Genomic DNA, 17,507 nt, shown 5'->3' on the forward strand with positions numbered 1-17,507 from the left:
ATATTGCCTTCAGATTCTTTTATTAGATTTTCAGAAAATTATAAAGAAATAATTGATTATATATGGTAAAATAATGAGTGATCATTCATTTTTTTAATTAAAGGGGATGGAAAAGTGAAGAAAAAAGTAATTATTGTAACTGGTGGATCTAGTGGAATGGGAAAAGCTATGGCAGCACGCTTCGCAAAAGATGGGGCAAATGTAGTTATAACTGGTAGAAACGAAGAGAGATTACTAGAAACTAAAAAAGAAATAGAAACGTTTGAAGGACAAGTTTTGACCGTTCAAATGGATGTTAGAGAACCAGAAGATGTCCAGCGTATGGTTGAAACGACGGATAAGACTTTTGGCACCATTGATGGGTTAGTGAATAACGCGGCGGGTAACTTCCTTTGCCCGGCGGAAAAACTATCTTTTAATGGTTGGAATTCGGTTATTAATATCGTATTAAATGGTACATTTTATTGTAGCTCAGCAGTAGGAAACTATTGGATTGAAAAGGGGATTAAAGGGTCAATTATTAATATGGTTGCCACTTATGCTTGGAATGCTGGAGCAGGGGTTATTCATTCTGCATCAGCTAAAGCAGGAGTTTTAACGATGACAAGAACGTTGGCAGTTGAATGGGGATCGAAGTATGGAATACGTGTCAATGCAATTGCGCCTGGCCCGATCGAAAGAACAGGTGGAGCAGAAAAACTATTCCAATCAGAAGAGGCTGCAAAACGTACGATTCAAAGTGTACCTCTTAAAAGAGTTGGAACACCAGAAGAAATAGCCGGTTTAGCAAGTTTCTTATTCTCAGAAGAAGCAGGTTTTATAAATGGGGATTGTATTACAATGGATGGTGGACAATGGTTAAATGCTTTTCCTTTCTAAAAAAAATTAAACGCTTACATTCTCAAGAAAGCCTAGACTATGTCAGTCTAGGCTTTTTAGGAATAGTCAAGTGATGTGATGAACCTATCTTTATACTGAAATTACACAAAACAAAAGTTCTGTATAAAAAAACTCTCACAAAGGCTTGACTCAATCCTATACATACAATCATTTCATTTTATTTTCCATGATATGTTATAATATTAGGGTATAATGATATTGAGGTGGTGTTTTTTTATATGGATGCATTAGATATTTTAACGAGCAAAGAGAAAGTCCATCCATCTTATCAAGCTATTTTCAGTGCTGATGAACAAGCAATTATTGGCTATGATGTATTGGGTCATATTTCGAATGAGAACTCCTTTAGTTTAGGGCTTTTTTTTTCAGATGATACCATTCCCGAAGAGTATCGATTAGAAATTGATAATATTATCTTACATAAAGCACTTCAAACCATCTCACCTCAATCGAATAACGTTGGTTTGATATTTTTGAAAAGAAATGTAAATCTTCTGATGATTGATAGAGGAGAAAGTTTTTTAAAGACATTACTTCAATATAAGGATGAAGGAATTCAACTTAATCGAATAGTATTGCAAATTTCAGAGCATCAATATAAAGGAGATATCGAACAGCTTTGTCATTTACTGAACTACTATCGAACATTTGGGATCAAAGTGGCTGCTGATCATATAGGGAAGGAAAGTAGTAATTTAAATCGTATTGCAAGGCTTGAACCGCATTTTTTGAAAATTGATTTGTCTCCTTTTCGTTTAAAAACTCCTAGCCAATCATATCATGATGTCCTTTATTCCATTTCTCTTTTAGCAAGAAAAATTGGTGCAGGATTGTTGTATGAAAAAATTGATACAAGCTACCAACTTCAATATGCGTGGAAAAATGGAGGGCAAATGCTTCAAGGAGACTATTTGAAAACTAAAACAGACGATTATATTTGTTTTTCTAGTGATGAAGGGAAAAGAAAACTGAAAGAAGAGTTTCGTGAATATATCAAACTAGAAAAAGCTAAGCTTGATTCATTGTTTATTTTTGAAGATCAACTAAATAGCCGAGTTGCCCAATCCTTAAATAAACGTAGGAACCTTACACAGGAGTTTGATCAATTAATTATTGATTTGACAGAGCAGTTTTCAGATTGTTGCTTTAGAATTTATATTTGCGATGAAGATGGTTATCAAAAATCTAGCAATATTTTGAGAACGGGAAAACAGTGGGAATTACAAAGAGATTACCAAGATAAAAACTGGAGTTGGCGTCCCTATTTTTTAGAGAATGTGGATCGAATGAGGCGAGATAAAAAAGGGTTTTTAAGTGATCTTTATAGTGATATAGAATCCGGAGAAATCATTCGAACATTTAGTTATCCGTTGAATGAACTTCATTATTTATTTATGGATTTACCTTATGCTTTTTTGTATGAACAGGATGGACTTCTCTAAACGATGTGGTTTTTTACTTGTGCAATTTTGTATAGTTTTATCAATAGTAAAAGATACTAACTCCAAGTACTTTTATTTCATACAGAAGAGTAAGGGGAGTCAACATGTATTACATGCATATTATTCTAGCCATTATCGGTTTTCTCATTGCTATTGGTGGTTTAATCGTTACTTGGAAAGATGGAAGGAAAATGGACCAACGTCAACAAGTAATGGATACACAAATAAACAAAAATGTTCAAAAACACCCCTATTTAAGAAACCCAATATTTATTACGTATATGTTGTTAGCGATTTTAACCTTAGCATACATTATTTATAATATGTTAACGTCTTAAAAGAGGTTGTTCAAAAAGTCATGAAAATTGCTGTCGAATAACTTTGTTGTCTCGCTATTACAAGCTCCGACGCCAGGATTGGCTAGCACGAGCGTCGTCCCTAGGATGGCGATGCACACGATGTGCTAGCGCAGGCGTTGGCCACAGGACGTGGTCGATGTTAGTTGACGTTCCTCCTTTAGCCCGTAAACCATACTGTACGTACACTGTGGTGCTTCGATGCCCAGGACGGGCTAGCGCAGACGTTGCTCTCGCGACGTGGCTGAACTTAGCCTGTGATCCTTTAACTAGTCGCCTCGTTCTTCTAGGCCCTTTTCCCCCTACTTTTTGAACACGCACTAAAAAAATAGTAAATTTATATTGACAATGACATTGATAATCATTATCATTATAAATGTACACAACTTATTTAGTCATGAACGTCTTAAGCGTGTAACATATTCTCGTTCAAAAGAACCCCACTCCCCTTTGTTTCTCATAAAAAAGATTCTGGTTTTCCCGGCCAGGGTCTTTTTTTATTTGACGAAAAAGATAGTTATAGATAAACTATTTCAAGTGAACAATAAAGGATAGACTGTTATAGAAAAAATTAAATTGCTGATGAGGTGTATTCATGTCTAAATTAATTGGAATTATTCAGAGACTTCAAGCTCTTCAAGAAGATAATGAAGTAAATGAACGTTTTTTTGAAGTTGATGGAGATAAGAAGTGTAGTGTGAAATATGAAAAGAGTACAGAAATATTTCAAATTCAACTTTATAATAAAGGTGAAAAAACAAAATCCTATTCGTTTGATAACATAGATTTAATCGCTATAGAGGTTTATGATTTATTACAATAAAGGAGATGAACATCGTGGATCTTCCTTCTGTTAATTGTCCAAATTGTTTTAGAAAGGATTCTTTATCCAAGGTATTAACAGCTCAATCGAATCAAAATGTAATTTACATATGTAGTCATTGTCGATATACAGTGAAAAATATAGAAACAAGAAAAGGTTAAAATTGAATTTTTGTTAACATATTTCAAAAATTTAACGTTATATTTATAGAGGATGCCTTTTTAAAAGGAGTTATCATATATGGAAGAATCATTTAATTTTTACAATGTAAGTGAAAATTGCATGTCCTTTCATACCGTTATAGAAAGGTTGAAAGCTTTCATATGTAAAGACCCTCTCAATATGTTCGTTTTGTCGATTGGAACAGATTCACATGTTCATCAAAAAGAAACAAGGTTTATAACGGCCATTCATTTGCATCGAGTTGGTAAAGGAGCATGGGGATGTTTAAAGAATTTCCATGTGAAACGAGAAATAAAAAGTATTCATGAAAAAATTTCAACTGAAACGGCTTTAAGTCAAGAAATTGCTATTCTCTTTTTGGATTCTTATTTAAATGAATTAATGGAGTTAATCATCCCCCTGATAGATGAAGGAGCTGACTTGCGCTTTGAAATTCATTTAGATATTGGAAAGAAAGGTGTAACGAAGGAGTTTATTCATGAAATGACAGGAAGAATTAGGGCGATGGGAATAGAAGCGAAAATAAAGCCCGATTCCTACACTGCTTTTTGTTATGCAAATAAATATACAAAATAGAGCTTGCTATTCATTAGATCCTTCGAAAAATGTTCCTTCAAAATTGAAAACAGACTAATGTTTAGGTTGAAGTTGTTTGCTTATCTTGAAGAAAGCCATTTTTTCTCCTCTTTTTGAAAGTCTTTATAAAAACTAAACAACATCCATTTTACTGTTTCATATAATATTAAAGAATAGTGTGTGAACGATCACGATTTGAAAAAGGCTTGCCTGACTTTGGCCTTTTTGAAACATTTGTTTGCAGTTTTATGTTATATTGATAGGGGAGTTGATATTTATAGAGATTGTTCAAAAGGTAGTGCAATCTAAAGGTGGCTTTGTACTTCGTCTGATCCTTTTGAACAAGCATATATAGACAACATTATTGAATCTTTTCATATGAGAGGAAGAAACAAAATGTACAGTCTTCAAACAGAAGGTTTTCTTGGCTATGCTGTTCAAGATTTAATGATACCTGCGGACAAAGTTGCACATGTGCAATTAGGAAATAATTTAGAACATGCATTGCTTGTTTTAACGAAAACAGGTTATGCTGCGATTCCAGTTTTAAATCCAGACTTTCAACTTCAAGGGCTTATTAGTACAAATAAGATTATGGATTCGATCTTAGGTCTTGAGAGGATTGAGTTTGAACGACTTGAAAAGATGAAAGTTGAAGAAGTGATGAATAACCAGATTCCAGTGCTAAAATTGGAAGATACGTTAAAAAAAGCAATTAATTTAGTGATTGATCACCCATTTCTTTGTGTAGTGAATGAAAATGATGTACTAGAAGGCATTTTCACTAGAAGAGTGATCTTAAAGCAAATGAAAAAAAATTGCTGATAGTGACCCTCCTCTTACCCCCTCCATTATGGAGGGGAAGGGTTCACGGTGATTCATTGTATTCTAGAAATTCTATCCGATTATTAAAAGGATCAAAAATAGAAAATCGTATTCTTCCTGGAATGGGAGGATCTTCTTTTATTTTTACCCCCTTTTTTTCTAAGTAATTTCGAACTGAATGTAAGTTTTGAATTTCAAAGGCTGGATGTCTTTTGCTTTTTCCTTGAGGTTCGTTTTCTACCCCTATATGGATTTCGACAGAGCCATTTTGACACCAAAATCCTCCGTTTCTCTTTAGATTGTTAGGCTTGTTAATTTCCTTGAATCCAAGGATTTCTAGGTAAAAAAGACGTGCTATTTTATCCTCGCCTTTTGGTATACATAGCTGAACGTGATCAATGCGTTTAATATTAATCTTCATTTCACATTCCCTCTTTCAATCGTTATTCGAATATTCAATACTACTTCATTTAAATATTGAATAAAGTACATTTAAAATCAAGATAATGGTCATCAACTGCAAAATCCATTTTATTCGATTTGAGGATATTTTGTCAGCTACCCTTACAGAAATTTGGGCTCCTATTAATGTACCGCAACTTAAACTAAGAGCCATAGACCAATTAACGGTTCCTGCTAAAAGGTAAATAGTGAAACTTGATAGGCAGCTTAATAAAGTTTGAAATCTAGTATAAGTAATCGCTTTAAGGTAAGTGACTCCTACTTTTAAATAACTGATCATCAACAGAGTCGCTTGACCTGGACCAAACATACCATCATAGGTACTAATCCCGAAAATTGATAATAAGTGTTTTTTGTCAAAAGGGATACCTTTGACCGTCGTTGTTACAAGTTCTTTATATAGTTGAATCGTAACTGCTGCCAGCAAAAAGATTAAGGCAATATAATTCATTCTTTCTGGAGATATCATCGTGGTTAGGAGTCCACCCATAATTCCTCCAAAAGTAGCAATTGGAGCAATCATCACTAATTTGTTTGCTTGGATACGTTCGTTTTTTAGTAAATAAGTGAAACTTGATAATGAACTTATCGTATTGGAAAATTTATTAGCTGCGATAGCAGAATGAACTGGGAAACCTAATAAAAGCATCACGGGCATTCCGATAAGTCCACCTCCTCCCGCAAGAGTTCCGACAAAGGAAACAATGATTCCTAAAAAAAATAATGACCAAATCACTCTTTTATTTACCTCCTTATCTTTTGTTCTTTTACGGTACATGAGGAAGTTATATCCTCTATAATATGGTTTTTCACGTTTCTTATTGTCACTTTAAGTATATGGAATGAATGTTGATAATGAAATGTTAAATAAATTAATATATAATATAAGAAAAACTTATGGGTTGATTGGAGTGAATCCTTTGTATTTGTTCTCTAAAAGGGTAGTTAGGAAGTTAGTTTATGCAAATGAATGATTTTAAAATGCTAGTCGTTTTAGCAGAGGAAATGAATATGAGAAGAGCAGCCGAGCGCCTTTTTGTTTCACAACCTGCCTTATCCCAACGTTTGCAGTCCATAGAAAAACAGTGGGGGAACCATCTGTTTCTCCGATCTCAAAAAGGTTTAACCATGACGCAAACTGGAGAAAAAATTGTTGAATTTGCAAAGGAGGTTGTTTATAAGGAAGAAAAATTACAAGAAGGGATCTTGCAGCTAGAAGGAGAAGTTCATGGGACACTCCAACTTGCTGTCGCATCAATTATTGGTCAACATTGGCTTCCGAATATATTAAAACAGTATGTTCAAAAGTACCCTAAATCAAAAGTATCTCTCATTACGGGATGGTCTAGTGAAATTATTAAGAGTTTATATGATGATCATATCCATATAGGAATTATTCGTGGAAACCCTATGTGGAAAGGGGTTAAACATCATCTGCTAACAGATCAGCTTTATTTAGTGGATACGGAAATAGAACGATTTGAAGACGTGCAATTAACGGAGCGTCCGTTTATTCAATTTAAAAGTGATTCTTCTTATTACCAACAAATTCAAGACTGGTGGCATGATCATTTTCAAGCCTCACCTAAAAGAACAATTGTGGTTGACCAAATTGAAACTTGCAAGCAAATTATCATGGGATTGGTTATGCTATTTTACCATCTGTAACCTTAAGTGATTATGATAAAGTGGTTAATAAAATTCCTTTAAAAAATCGTTCAGGGCAGCCGATGATAAGGGATACTTGGCTTATTGGATACGAATCATCCTTTCAATTAAAACAGGTTCAGGCTTTTATTGAAGTGATTCGTCAACAAAATGAAGGGTAGATGTATAATTATTGTGAATCACTTAAAGATTTGATAGAGTAATGAAGTACATAAGAAAGACAATGTAGGAGGAATAAAGATGAAAATGATGGATGCCAACGAAATTATTTCGTATATATCTAATAGTAAAAAATCGACCCCTGTAAAAGTGTATTTAAAAGGTGACTTAAACGGAATTGATTTTGGTTCTAATGTTCAAACGTTTATACAGGACCATACTGGAGTCGTTTTTGGTGAGTGGTCGGAAATGAAAGCCCTATTGGAACTGAATAAAGACGCTATTGAGGATTTTGTGATTGAAAATGACCGCAGAAATTCTGCTATTCCGATGTTAGATTTAAAAGAAATAAAAGCTAGAATTGAACCAGGTGCTATTATACGTGACCAAGTAGAAATTGGTGATAATGCCGTTATTATGATGGGTGCCGTTATTAACATCGGTTGTGTCGTCGGAAAAGGGACGATGATTGACATGAACGTGGTGATGGGAGGAAGAGCGACTGTTGGTGACAACTGCCATATTGGTGCAGGTGCTGTTTTAGCAGGTGTCATTGAACCGCCTTCTGCTAAGCCAGTGATTGTTGAAGATGATGTTGTCATCGGCGCTAATGCCGTTATTTTAGAAGGTGTTACTGTCGGAAAAGGAGCGGTAGTAGCTGCTGGAGCAGTAGTAGTAGATGATGTTGAACCAAATACCGTAGTAGCTGGTACACCTGCTAGAAAAATAAAAGAGATTGACGATTCAACGAAATCAAAGACAGAAATTAAACAAGAACTCCGTCAACTGTAGTTCATGATCCTAGCAGCTAATGCTAGGATTTTTTATAAGATAAGGTTTTTTCTAAAGAAAGGAGGAGTGATTAAAGTCATGATTGATTTAATTAAAACCCGTAGAGACTTGCATCAAATTCCTGAGCTGGGCTTTAAAGAATATAAGACTCAACAATATATTATCAAATATTTAGAAAGTTTAAATTGTAATAGATTAGAAATCAAAAAATGGGAAACGGGCTTGTTTGTTATGCTTAAGGGGATAAATCCAGTTAAAACGTTAGCTTATCGAGCGGATATGGACGGATTACCTATTAAGGAACAAACGGGTTTACCTTTTCAATCGATTCATGAAAACAATATGCATGCATGTGGACATGATTTTCATATGACCATCGCTTTAGGACTAATTCAACACTTTGTCGACAACCCCATAAATGACCATTTACTTTTTATTTTCCAACCAGCAGAAGAGGGACCAGGCGGAGCAAAGCCCATGGTACAGTCGTCTATTATGAAAGAATGGAAGCCTGATATGATTACAGCTCTTCATATTGCACCGGAATATCCAGTAGGGACCATTGCGACAAAACCAGGTCTTTTATTTGCTAATACATCAGAATTATTTATTACATTATTAGGTAAAGGCGGGCATGCCGCCTATCCACATCATACAAATGATATGGTAGTAGCAGCTTGTTCACTTGTAAACCATCTTCAAACGATTGTTTCTAGAAATATAGACCCTCTTGATAGTGCGGTTGTCACGATTGGAAAAATTACAGGTGGAACTGTTCAAAACATTATTGCTGAACAAGCACGTTTAGAAGGGACAATCCGAACATTGTCTGCCACTTCTATGAGCAAAATAAAAGAACGAATCGAGCAATTAACGAAAGGGTTACAGATAGGGCTTAATTGTACAATTGAAATCGATTACGGAAGTAACTATTATCAGGTGTTTAACAATGAAAGATTAGTCAATGAGTTTATTCAATTTTCTAAGTCAACTAAGATTGAAGTAGTGGAGTGTCAAGAAGCTATGACTGGAGAGGATTTTGGTTTTATGTTAAAAGAAATTCCAGGATTCATGTTTTGGTTAGGGGTAGATTCTCAATACGGTCTTCATCATGCAAACCTCGCACCGAACGAAAAAGCATTGGAAGTGGCTGTTGAACATTTGAGTCGTTATTTGACTTGGAAAGGGAACTTGAGCTAAAAATGGTGAATAAAGACGAAAGGTATGAGCCACATTACTATTTGTAGGAGGTGGTAACATGCCAAAAGTTGGTATAGAACAATCCTTAACAGATGTATATGATTTATTGAAAACAAAAGGATATGATGTTGTACAATTAAAGAATGAGCAAGATGCACAAGGTTGTGAATGTTGTGTGATAACGGGTGTAGATTCAAATGTCATGGGTATTCAAAATACTGTCACATCAGGGGCAGTCATCAATGCTTCGGGTATGACACCAGATGAAATTTGTCATAGAGTAGAGGAAACCATCCATTAACTTTAAAGAAATAAGGTTTCTAGAAAGTCCATTTTATGTTTGATGTGAGCGAATTAAAAGCCAAAAATGTTGATATAAAAATAGCATTTTTGGCTTTTGCTCTTATCAAGGTTTTTGTTTGAGAATATTTTTTGGATCATTCTTTATCTGGAAATATAGTTCTGGAAGAAAATATATATTGTTTTGATTGCTAAACATGCGCTTCCGCTTTTCGCATTGTCTAGCTTCAGCGCCTAACCTCTCGAGGTCATAAGCCACATATGCATGAAGGTAAAGAGCACCTTCATTTCATATTCGTCTTATACTTGTCGAGGTTGTACAAGGCGCCTCCGCTTTTCTCATTTGACTATGACCCACAATATTCCTATAATAAGACTTGTACAGGGGCGTAAAAAAGTTTCCAATATAATTAAATGCATTTTATATGGAGGGATTAACAATGGCGGAACGTATGATCGGTAAACAAGCACCTCGTTTTGAAATGGACGCAGTGATGCCAAATAAAGAATTTGCAAAGGTTAGCCTAGAAGAAAATATGAAGAATGATAAATGGACTGTATTATTCTTCTATCCAATGGACTTTACGTTTGTTTGTCCAACAGAAATTACAGCTCTTTCTGACCGGTATGATGAATTTGAAGATTTAGACGCAGAAGTCATTGGCGTTTCAACTGATACAATACATACGCATTTAGCATGGATTAATACAGACCGTAAAGATAATGGATTAGGTGAATTAAAGTATCCATTAGCTGCTGATACCAATCACACCATTTCACGTGAGTATGGAGTACTAATTGAGGAAGAAGGGGTAGCCCTTCGAGGGTTGTTTATTGTAAACCCTGAAGGTGAATTACAATATGCAGTTGTGAACCATAATAATATAGGTCGTGACGTAGACGAAACTTTACGTGTTCTTCAAGCTCTTCAAACAGGTGGTTTATGTCCTGCAAACTGGAAGCCAGGAGAATCTACCCTTTAATTTCTATTAAAAGGCCTAATTTGGTATTAGGTCTTTTAAGTTTGAGAATATCACCAGGAGGAAAAATAGCCATGAAATTACGAGAACAAATGCCTGAACTTGAAGGAGCAACAGAATGGTTAAACGGTCAAGTAACCAAAGGTGAATTAATAGGTGAAAAACCAACTCTTATTCACTTTTGGTCGATAAGCTGTCATCTTTGTAAAGATGCAATGCCGAATGTTAACCAGTTTCGCGATCAATATAAAGATAAATTGAATGTTGTGTCTGTTCATATGCCTCGTTCTGAGAGGGATTTAGATATTGAAGAAATAAAAAAAGTAGCAAGTGAGCATGATATTACACAACCAACTTTTGTAGATGGTAAGCATGCATTGACGGATGCATTTGAAAATCAATATGTTCCAGCTTATTACGTATTTGATAAACAAGGTGCGTTAAGACATTTTCAAGCTGGAGGTAGTGGAATGAAAATGTTAGAAAAAAGGGTAAACCGTGTACTTACAGAAGTGGAAAAAAACGAGTAGATGATCGTTTCTATCAAAGGGGAATTCTGTATGATATTTCCCCTTTGGTAGATAAAAATAACCAGCCTCTTTATGAAATTTTCCTCAAAAAGATCTCCTTGTACGACTTTGCCTGTAAAGTCAAATAAGGAGCCTTTCTATGAGATCTCAAATCTTAATGTCCCCTCTATTATTAGTAGGATTGTGAAACCGATACCATATTTTCTATCCGTACATTTACGCTTTTTCTTTTATAAGTTACAATTATAAAGATAAACGAACGAAATATTTATAATTCTGTGCAATAAATGAAACACTTTCAACGTAAGAAGGGAATTATGAAGATGGATAGAGATAGAACAATAGAGAAACTAAAACAGCAAATTCAGGCTTATGAGGCCTTACTAAAACAATTACCATTCTCTTTTACATATAAGGACAGTGAAACCAACTGGTCCATTATGAAAAAAGAAGAAAATATGATCTCATCAAATGAGCAGGAAATAATAGATACATCTTTTACAATGCAATACAATATGGAGCATCTTTTTGAATACATTGAAAAGCAATTACTTTCTATCATTGATTTAATTACTCATCATATCGTCTTTATTAATAACGAAGGTGTCATTACATTGTGTAACTTACAAACAGCTAGAGATTTTCAAGTAGTTAGAGAAGACATCATCGGTGCACATATTCGAGATCTTTTGAAAATACCTGATGATCAAATCTATTTGTTGCAAACTCTTCGCACGGGAAGAGTGATGAAAAATAAAGAGGTATTCAATAATAACTATGGCTTATTAAGTACCCAAGTTATCAGAGCGGAAAATGGTGAAATTCAAAGAGTTATAGGAACATTTGAATTTTTAGAAGGTGTTAAACGATCTGAAAAACAAGCTTTAGCAGGCCGAATTGCAGCTGGAATTGCTCATGAAATTCGCAATCCTCTTACTACAGTTAGAGGGTATTTACAACTTTGGAAATCAAGGTCGGATCAAGAATTTTCTTTACTAGTAGAGAATTTGTTAATTCCTGAAATAGATCGTGCCAATAAAATTATTACGGACTTTTTAAGAATTGCGAAACCTAATAGCTCTGCAACTGAAATATATCTATTGAATGATTTGTGTTCCAATTATATTAGGAGCTTTTTAAGTACTGAAGCGCTCTTTCACAATGTTTCTCTTACTTTCCATACGCATAAGAATATAAAAGATCATTCGATTAAAGTTGATCGTGAGGAACTTTTACAAGTATTCATAAACTTATTTCGCAATTCATTAGAATCAACAAAGCATGCAGGGTTACTAAAGCTACAAATTGATGTGAAAAAAGCAGGGGATTTTGTATTATTTGTTTTCAAAGATAACGGTGGTGGGATTCCAAAAGGAGTTTTACGACATATCTTTGATCCATTTTTCTCAACAAAGGAAGAAGGAACAGGACTAGGGTTATCTGTATCAAGAAAAATTATTGAAAACCATCAAGGGACAATTAACGCAACTAGTGATCAAAATGGGACAGTCTTTTATATTAAAATTCCTCTCTTTAAATAAGGATAGTATACATTTAAAATGAGTTTTGCATTGAATGGCCTGAATTAGTTCATACTAATGCCAAACGAACGAGTATTTTTTATACAGGTGATGCAGTGCTTAATCGAATGAAGGTTATACCAGTTGTATGTTTTGTCGTGTTAATGTCGAGTTGTGTTGAGCCCGAGTATATTTCAGAAGTAGGTCTTACAACCATGGTTGGTTACGACTTAATTGATGAAGGTATGATTGAAGGGAGTAACCTCACATTTCAATTTGATCCAGCTGAACCCAATAATTTAAAGTTTTTCTCTGGGCAATCTAAAACAAGTAAAGGTATTAGACAAGAATTAAATGCCCAAAGTAGCTATAAGATTGTGTCAGGTCAAATTAGGGTTGCCTTATATGGAAAAAGTTTAGCTGAAAAAGGGATTTTCTCCATTGTTGACACTTTAGCAAGAGATTCAGCCATTGGAACAATGATGTATCTTTCTGTAAGTGAAGCAAAGGCAGTGGATATTATTAAAAGAAATTTACAGGAATCAATTGAAACAAAAACGAAGTTTTATGAGTTGATCAAGCAAAATATTGAATCAGAGCATATTTTATCCTGTACTTTACATGAGTTTTTACAAAGCTATTATATGGTTGGTGAAGATCCTTCATTACCGATGATTTCTTTAAAGGAAGATTTAGTAAGTATCATTGGGACCGGGCTTTTTAAAAAAGACAAGCTTGTTGGCTTTATAGATTTAAAAGAAAGCTTTTTCTTAAAAGTGGTAAAAGATGAATTCACCTCTGGTACTTTAGAGCTCGAATTCCCTAGAGAAAAACTACAAGATATATTAACAGGTAAGGGAGTCACTTCAACAAATGAAGTTTTTGTAACCATTGATAATATTAAATCAACTTCAACCATTAAATTAATAGATAAGAAAATTCCTTCATTTAAAGTAGACTTGAACATTGATGCAAGGCTCCTTGAAATATCTGAAGAACTAGTGATGGGTGAAAAAGGGATTATTGCATTATTAGAAAAAGAAATAGCACAAAAAATAGAGGATAAAACAGTTGACCTGTTTGAAAAATTAAAATCTATGGAGTCAGATCCAATAGGATTTGGGAAGAGTTACGATAGTCAAACTAAAAATGAACCTCTAAATGAAGAAGAATGGAGAAAACTTTATGCAAATTCTGAATATGATATAAATGTTAATTTAAAAATATTCAGTACAGGTGTAATCGACTAATGGAAATGAAATATTGAAAAAACCGTTTTTTAAGGTAAAAGTCCAATCGTTATGAATGAAAGTTGAATATAGTAAAAGTGGCTACGTATAAGCTAATGCTAGTCCATGATTTGTTCAGTCAATGAAGAGAGGATAAGGGGAATCCTCTCTATTTTTTATTCGTCTCTTTATATATAGGTAAATTTTGAAATAAATAGGCAAATATCGTGTATTTTTGATGCAACACTGGTATAATAAACTTATATTGGATGTAAATGTATTTGTGTTTGTTATATGATTAATGAGAGGAGTCGATTGGTATGAAAAGTACAGGGATCATGAGAAAAGTTGATGAGCTAGGTCGAATTGTAATACCTAAAGAGCTTCGTAGAACATTTCAAATTAACGAAGGGGATCCATTGGAGATTTTCGTTGATAAAGAAAAGATCATCTTACAAAAGTATAGACCATCAAAACAATGTATTGTAACTGGAAAAATTTCAGATGATAACATTGTCTTAGCAGAAGGAAATGTTGTTCTAAGTATAGAAGGGGCAGAAATCATTAAAGAAGAGCTTGAAAAAAGACTCAATTAGATTAGAGTAGACCGTCCGAAGTGTATCATATTACTTTGGACGGCTTTTTTCGTTTTTGAATAACGATAACAACCTAGAAAATCAATCGTTAGCCAATTTTTTCAATGCTGTTACCTTAAACTAGTTTGCGTGGTTTTCGGACAATCTCATTTTTCTAATTTATCTCTTTATATACAAATTCTCTATATTTTATAAATCCATGTTTTTTATAAAAGTTCTTTGCGACTCCATTTTTAACCCAATAGTCTAATTCTACTAATGCTATTTCTTTTTCCCTTGCTAAAGAGTAAATGTATTCCATTAGTTGAGAACCATAGCCTTTGTTCCTTTTTGCTTCAATAATATTAAGTTGGTGTACATATAGAGAGTGATACCCTTTCTTAAAGGGGTTCTCCGGATAGTTCCTTATTTCAACCCATGCATAGCCAATTGGGAAATTCTGCTTTTCATCTTCGAGTAATAAAAAAATATGATTAGTATTGCTAACAAGCTTCTTAAATGCAGTCGTTATCTTTTTTTCATCATATTGCTTAAAGTAATTTGGATATAAATCGAAGTGAAGGTCATGGACAGGTTTGTTTAGTTCAGCAATTACAGCATAGTTCGTTGTTTGTGTGATATTCATTAGAAGCCTCCATTTCTTTTCTGTTAATATTACTACTTATGGTTTCAACTAAAAATTATTTTTTATTTGACATACCTATGCAGGTATAATAACATACCTATAGGGGTAAGTATCGTTATTTATTGTTAAGTGTGTGTAATAAAAATGTGGTGCTCTTTGACGATTCATAAAAGAAACGAATGTATGATTGTAATTGAAGGAGGAGAATTAGGTGACAAAGATTTTAATTGTAGGTGGTGTGGCAGGTGGCGCTTCAGCTGCTGCTCGATTACGTCGTTTAAGTGAACAAGATGAAATCATTATGTTTGAAAAGGGTGAATATATATCATTTGCTAATTGCGGATTACCATATTATATCGGTGAAGTGATTGAAAAACGTGATAAATTACTTGTTCAAACAGTTGAGGGAATGTCAAAAAGGTTTAATATTGATATACGTAACGAGTCAGAAGTCATTCATATTAATCGAAAACAAAAAAGGATAACAGTGAAACATCAGGGGATTGAATATGAAGAGTCGTATGATCAGCTTATTTTATCTCCGGGCTCAAAGCCAATTATTCCGCCAATTCCCGGAATAAAAGAGAATGAGAAGATGTTTACTTTAAGAAATATTCCAGATACAGATCGAATAAAACAATATGTGGACGAGCAAAACCCAAAAAATGCGGTCGTCATTGGTGGAGGATTTATTGGTCTTGAAATGGCAGAAAATCTTGTGAAGCGCGGACTGCATGTAACAATTATTGAAATGGCCAACCAAGTGATGGCGCCTATCGATTTTGAAATGGCACAAATTGTCCATAAAAAGTTACGTCAACAAGGAATTGAAGTCATTTTGAATGATGGGGTTGAAAAATTTTTACAAAAAGGACATGCTGTGAAACTGAAAAGTGGAGCGGAAATAAAAACAGATATGACCATCCTTTCCATTGGGGTTCAACCAGAAAACAAACTAGCCAAGGATGCTGAATTAGAACTAGGGATAAGGGGGGGCTATAAAAGTAAATGAATCACTTCAGACTTCTGATCCATTCATCTATGCAATTGGTGATGTGATTGAAGTAAAAGACTTTATAAATCAACATGAAACGTATATTCCTCTTGCTTGGCCAGCTAATCGACAAGGACGCCTTGTGGCTGATCATATTCATGGGAAGAAGGTTAAGTATGAAGGAACAATGGGTACCTCAATCGTAAAAGTATTTGATTTGACGGTTGCTACTACAGGAAATAGTGAAAAAGTTTTAAACAAATTAAACGTTCCTTATGAAGTGATTCATGTCCACCCTGTTCATCATGCAGGGTACTATCCAGGTGCAAATCAAATGACGTTAAAACTTATCTTTGATAAAGAAACGGGTCACATTTTTGGGTCTCAAGCGGTGGGTAAAGGCGGTGTGGACAAGCGAATTGATGTGATTGCAACGGCTATAAAAGGAGGAATAAAGGCTCATGAATTGCCTGATTTAGAGTTAGCGTATGCTCCGCCTTTTTCTTCTGCGAAAGATCCAGTCAACATGGCTGGGTATGTGGCCTCAAATGTCATAGATGGATTTGTTAAAACGATCCAATGGCATGAAATTGATCAAGTAGTGAAAGAGGGAGGTTTCTTACTTGATGTTCGGGATTCAAATGAGGTAGCAAGAGGGATGATTAAAGGATCTATTAATATTCCATTGAATGACCTGCGTGATCGTTTGGCTGAATTACCAAAAGGTCAAGAGATATATGTTACCTGTCAAGTCGGGCTTAGAGGCTATTTAGCTGTACGAATATTGAAGGAACATGGTTGGGATGCCATTAACTTAGACGGTGGGTATAAGCTGTATTCCAGTGTAATAGTTTAAATCAATCAAAACTAGCAGTTATTTTTGGTAACTGCTAGTTTCACAAACTTTCACATTAAAATCTTAACATAAGTTCACTACGACCTTCATAATATTCCATTTACTTTTACTACCTTCTCCAGTTTTTATTAATTAAACTATATCATTAAACAAGAAAAGGTTTGAATAAACCTTCTACATTATTTAAAATGGCTTTAGAAGAAGAGAGGATGACGACAATGGACTATAATGAACAAACCAAAAATAGATTGAAACGTGTAGAAGGACAAGTTCGCGGTGTTTTGAAAATGATGGAGGAAGAAAAGGATTGTAAACAAGTTGTGACACAATTATCAGCTGTACGAAGTGCGGTTGATCGAACAATTGCCCAAATTGTTGCCTTAAACCTTGAGCAGTGTATTCTTGAAAAAGATCAATTAGGTGAAGATACCTCTGGAATGGTGGAAGAAGCGATCCAATTACTTATAAAAAGTAGATGAAAAATGAGTGGG

At 34.4% G+C, this 17,507-nt stretch carries 18 protein-coding genes and 2 pseudogenes; 17 read left to right on the plus strand and 3 right to left on the minus strand.

Annotated features, from left to right (window positions below; genetic code table 11):
- The first annotated feature begins 114 nt into the window (after window positions 1-114).
- The 6 genes from fadH (at window position 115) to cbpB (ending at window position 5,105) form a co-directional block, all read left to right on the plus strand.
- On the plus strand, window positions 115-879 hold the full coding sequence (gene fadH, locus LC087_RS03050) for a 2,4-dienoyl-CoA reductase (RefSeq protein WP_226539022.1): 765 nt from the start codon (window positions 115-117) through the stop codon (window positions 877-879).
- A 239-nt stretch (window positions 880-1,118) separates the two neighbouring features.
- Window positions 1,119-2,342: an EAL domain-containing protein gene (locus LC087_RS03055; RefSeq protein ID WP_226539023.1), complete on the plus strand. Its 1,224-nt coding sequence runs from the start codon at window positions 1,119-1,121 to the stop codon at window positions 2,340-2,342.
- A gap of 104 nt (window positions 2,343-2,446) precedes the next feature.
- Window positions 2,447-2,680 (plus strand): phage holin family protein, encoded by a 234-nt coding sequence (locus tag LC087_RS03060; RefSeq protein ID WP_226539024.1) that lies wholly within the window; start codon window positions 2,447-2,449, stop codon window positions 2,678-2,680.
- A gap of 613 nt (window positions 2,681-3,293) precedes the next feature.
- Window positions 3,294-3,521 carry a DUF1797 family protein gene (locus LC087_RS03065; protein WP_226539025.1) on the plus strand — a complete coding sequence of 76 codons (228 nt, stop codon included), beginning with the start codon at window positions 3,294-3,296 and terminating at the stop codon, window positions 3,519-3,521.
- Window positions 3,522-3,761: 240 nt separating this feature from the next.
- Complete coding sequence (locus LC087_RS03070; RefSeq protein WP_226539026.1) at window positions 3,762-4,280, plus strand: ribonuclease H-like YkuK family protein; 519 nt, start codon at window positions 3,762-3,764, stop codon at window positions 4,278-4,280.
- Between the two features lie 396 nt (window positions 4,281-4,676).
- The gene (gene cbpB / locus LC087_RS03075; protein ID WP_226539027.1) at window positions 4,677-5,105 is read left to right on the plus strand and encodes a cyclic-di-AMP-binding protein CbpB; all 429 of its coding nucleotides are present in this window, start codon (window positions 4,677-4,679) and stop codon (window positions 5,103-5,105) included.
- A 43-nt stretch (window positions 5,106-5,148) separates the two neighbouring features.
- Here cbpB and LC087_RS03080 read toward each other — a convergent pair whose 3' ends face one another.
- Together LC087_RS03080 and LC087_RS03085 are read right to left on the minus strand one after the other, a co-directional pair.
- The gene (locus tag LC087_RS03080; protein WP_226539028.1) at window positions 5,149-5,526 is read right to left on the minus strand and encodes a VOC family protein; all 378 of its coding nucleotides are present in this window, start codon (window positions 5,524-5,526) and stop codon (window positions 5,149-5,151) included.
- Window positions 5,527-5,571: 45 nt separating this feature from the next.
- On the minus strand, window positions 5,572-6,303 hold the full coding sequence (locus LC087_RS03085) for a sulfite exporter TauE/SafE family protein (RefSeq protein WP_226539029.1): 732 nt from the start codon (window positions 6,301-6,303) through the stop codon (window positions 5,572-5,574).
- A 224-nt stretch (window positions 6,304-6,527) separates the two neighbouring features.
- On the opposite strand from LC087_RS03085, the pseudogene LC087_RS03090 reads away from it, so the two are divergent.
- The 9 genes and pseudogenes from LC087_RS03090 to LC087_RS03130 all read left to right on the plus strand — a co-directional run bounded on the left by LC087_RS03090 (window position 6,528) and on the right by LC087_RS03130 (window position 14,541).
- Window positions 6,528-7,396 (plus strand): annotated as a pseudogene (locus LC087_RS03090) (LysR family transcriptional regulator).
- Window positions 7,397-7,475: 79 nt separating this feature from the next.
- Window positions 7,476-8,186 carry a 2,3,4,5-tetrahydropyridine-2,6-dicarboxylate N-acetyltransferase gene (gene dapD / locus LC087_RS03095; protein ID WP_226539031.1) on the plus strand — a complete coding sequence of 237 codons (711 nt, stop codon included), beginning with the start codon at window positions 7,476-7,478 and terminating at the stop codon, window positions 8,184-8,186.
- Between the two features lie 78 nt (window positions 8,187-8,264).
- The gene (locus LC087_RS03100) at window positions 8,265-9,386 is read left to right on the plus strand and encodes an N-acetyldiaminopimelate deacetylase (protein WP_226539032.1); all 1,122 of its coding nucleotides are present in this window, start codon (window positions 8,265-8,267) and stop codon (window positions 9,384-9,386) included.
- 58 nt (window positions 9,387-9,444) lie between these two features.
- Window positions 9,445-9,687 carry a YkuS family protein gene (locus LC087_RS03105; RefSeq protein ID WP_226539033.1) on the plus strand — a complete coding sequence of 81 codons (243 nt, stop codon included), beginning with the start codon at window positions 9,445-9,447 and terminating at the stop codon, window positions 9,685-9,687.
- 439 nt (window positions 9,688-10,126) lie between these two features.
- Entirely contained in the window at window positions 10,127-10,669 is a 543-nt protein-coding gene (locus LC087_RS03110; protein WP_226539034.1) for a peroxiredoxin, read from the plus strand.
- Window positions 10,670-10,740: 71 nt separating this feature from the next.
- Window positions 10,741-11,196: a TlpA family protein disulfide reductase gene (locus LC087_RS03115; protein WP_226539035.1), complete on the plus strand. Its 456-nt coding sequence runs from the start codon at window positions 10,741-10,743 to the stop codon at window positions 11,194-11,196.
- A 323-nt stretch (window positions 11,197-11,519) separates the two neighbouring features.
- A complete protein-coding gene (locus LC087_RS03120) occupies window positions 11,520-12,737 on the plus strand; it encodes an ATP-binding protein (RefSeq protein ID WP_226539036.1) in 1,218 nt (405 codons plus the stop codon).
- Window positions 12,738-12,832: 95 nt separating this feature from the next.
- Complete coding sequence (locus LC087_RS03125; protein WP_226539037.1) at window positions 12,833-13,966, plus strand: Ger(x)C family spore germination protein; 1,134 nt, start codon at window positions 12,833-12,835, stop codon at window positions 13,964-13,966.
- A 299-nt stretch (window positions 13,967-14,265) separates the two neighbouring features.
- The gene (locus tag LC087_RS03130; protein WP_226539038.1) at window positions 14,266-14,541 is read left to right on the plus strand and encodes an AbrB/MazE/SpoVT family DNA-binding domain-containing protein; all 276 of its coding nucleotides are present in this window, start codon (window positions 14,266-14,268) and stop codon (window positions 14,539-14,541) included.
- Window positions 14,542-14,695: 154 nt separating this feature from the next.
- Here the strand turns inward: LC087_RS03130 and LC087_RS03135 are convergent, their stop codons facing one another.
- The gene (locus LC087_RS03135; protein WP_226539039.1) at window positions 14,696-15,166 is read right to left on the minus strand and encodes a GNAT family N-acetyltransferase; all 471 of its coding nucleotides are present in this window, start codon (window positions 15,164-15,166) and stop codon (window positions 14,696-14,698) included.
- A gap of 211 nt (window positions 15,167-15,377) precedes the next feature.
- Between LC087_RS03135 and LC087_RS03140 the strand changes: the two are divergent.
- Both LC087_RS03140 and LC087_RS03145 read left to right on the plus strand, forming a co-directional pair.
- A pseudogene (locus tag LC087_RS03140) lies at window positions 15,378-17,016 on the plus strand (CoA-disulfide reductase).
- A gap of 218 nt (window positions 17,017-17,234) precedes the next feature.
- Window positions 17,235-17,495 (plus strand): metal-sensitive transcriptional regulator, encoded by a 261-nt coding sequence (locus LC087_RS03145; protein WP_226539041.1) that lies wholly within the window; start codon window positions 17,235-17,237, stop codon window positions 17,493-17,495.
- The last annotated feature ends 12 nt before the right edge of the window (window positions 17,496-17,507 follow it).

Source organism: Bacillus carboniphilus (assembly GCF_020524035.2).
Taxonomy (GTDB): Bacteria; Bacillota; Bacilli; order Bacillales; family JAIVKR01; genus Bacillus_CC.

Excerpts from the sequence above, each read along its gene's own strand:
- LC087_RS03055 (WP_226539023.1), top strand. The coding sequence starts at position 1,119 with ATGGATGCATTAGATATTTTAACGAGCAAAGAGAAAGTCCATCCATCT.
- LC087_RS03060 (WP_226539024.1), top strand. The coding sequence starts at position 2,447 with ATGTATTACATGCATATTATTCTAGCCATTATCGGTTTTCTCATTGCT.
- LC087_RS03065 (WP_226539025.1), top strand. The coding sequence starts at position 3,294 with ATGTCTAAATTAATTGGAATTATTCAGAGACTTCAAGCTCTTCAAGAA.
- LC087_RS03070 (WP_226539026.1), top strand. The coding sequence starts at position 3,762 with ATGGAAGAATCATTTAATTTTTACAATGTAAGTGAAAATTGCATGTCC.
- cbpB (WP_226539027.1), top strand. The coding sequence starts at position 4,677 with ATGTACAGTCTTCAAACAGAAGGTTTTCTTGGCTATGCTGTTCAAGAT.
- LC087_RS03080 (WP_226539028.1), bottom strand. The coding sequence starts at position 5,526 with ATGAAGATTAATATTAAACGCATTGATCACGTTCAGCTATGTATACCA.
- dapD (WP_226539031.1), top strand. The coding sequence starts at position 7,476 with ATGAAAATGATGGATGCCAACGAAATTATTTCGTATATATCTAATAGT.
- LC087_RS03100 (WP_226539032.1), top strand. The coding sequence starts at position 8,265 with ATGATTGATTTAATTAAAACCCGTAGAGACTTGCATCAAATTCCTGAG.
- LC087_RS03105 (WP_226539033.1), top strand. The coding sequence starts at position 9,445 with ATGCCAAAAGTTGGTATAGAACAATCCTTAACAGATGTATATGATTTA.
- LC087_RS03110 (WP_226539034.1), top strand. The coding sequence starts at position 10,127 with ATGGCGGAACGTATGATCGGTAAACAAGCACCTCGTTTTGAAATGGAC.
- LC087_RS03115 (WP_226539035.1), top strand. The coding sequence starts at position 10,741 with ATGAAATTACGAGAACAAATGCCTGAACTTGAAGGAGCAACAGAATGG.
- LC087_RS03120 (WP_226539036.1), top strand. The coding sequence starts at position 11,520 with ATGGATAGAGATAGAACAATAGAGAAACTAAAACAGCAAATTCAGGCT.
- LC087_RS03130 (WP_226539038.1), top strand. The coding sequence starts at position 14,266 with ATGAAAAGTACAGGGATCATGAGAAAAGTTGATGAGCTAGGTCGAATT.
- LC087_RS03135 (WP_226539039.1), bottom strand. The coding sequence starts at position 15,166 with ATGAATATCACACAAACAACGAACTATGCTGTAATTGCTGAACTAAAC.
- LC087_RS03145 (WP_226539041.1), top strand. The coding sequence starts at position 17,235 with ATGGACTATAATGAACAAACCAAAAATAGATTGAAACGTGTAGAAGGA.